The organism is Pseudomonas sp. EGD-AK9 (assembly GCF_000465935.2).
Taxonomy (GTDB): Bacteria; Pseudomonadota; Gammaproteobacteria; order Pseudomonadales; family Pseudomonadaceae; genus Aquipseudomonas.
In genome coordinates this window covers 1-720 of the sequence record NZ_AVOF01000771.1, presented here as the reverse complement: position 1 = coordinate 720, position 720 = coordinate 1, and the positions used below count along the sequence as shown (strand labels likewise).

Below are 720 nucleotides of genomic sequence, written 5' to 3'. Positions count from 1 at the left end.
CGGGGCGATCGGGCGGACGCCGAGTTCGGCCCATTCGGCCAGGCTGCGGCGCTGCTCCGGGTCGGCCAGGGCGTAGTCGAAGCCGGCCGGCAGGCGCACCTCGAAGCCCCAGGGCTGACCACGCTGCCAGCCCGAGGCCTGCAGGTAGTGGGCGGCGGAGGCCAGGGCGTCGCTCGAGGAATTCCACAGATCGCGCTTGCCGTCGCCGTCGAAGTCCACCGCGTGCTGGTTGTAGGTGGTCGGCATGAACTGGGTCTGGCCCATGGCGCCGGCCCAGGAGCCGATCATGCGCTCGCCGGCGATGTCGCCGTGCTGCAGGATCTGCAGGGCGGCCAGCAGCTGGCTGCGCCAGAAGCCCTGGCGGCGTCCCTCGAAGGCCAGGGTGGCGAGGGAGCGGATCACGCTGTGGCTGCCGATATTGCTGCCGAAGTTGCTCTCCAGGCCCCAGATCGCCACCAGCACCTGGGCCTCGACGCCATATTGCCGCTCGATGCGTTGCAGCACGGCGTTGTGCTGGGCCAGCAGCACGCGGCCGCGGCCGATGCGGCTGGCGGACACCGCGCCGTCGAGGTATTCCCACACCGGGCGGGTGAATTCCGGCTGGCTGCTGTCGGCCTTGAGCACAGCCGGGTCGGGGCTGATGGCGGCGAATACGCGGTCGAACAGGGCGGCGTCGATGCCGGCGGCCAGCGCTTCGTCGCGCAGGGCCTGGCGCCATTC

At 71.4% G+C, this 720-nt stretch carries 1 protein-coding gene; it reads right to left on the bottom strand.

The window, feature by feature from the left end:
- The coding region (locus N878_RS23705; protein ID WP_021445981.1) for a lytic transglycosylase domain-containing protein at positions 1-720 on the bottom strand (720 nt) is incomplete at both ends.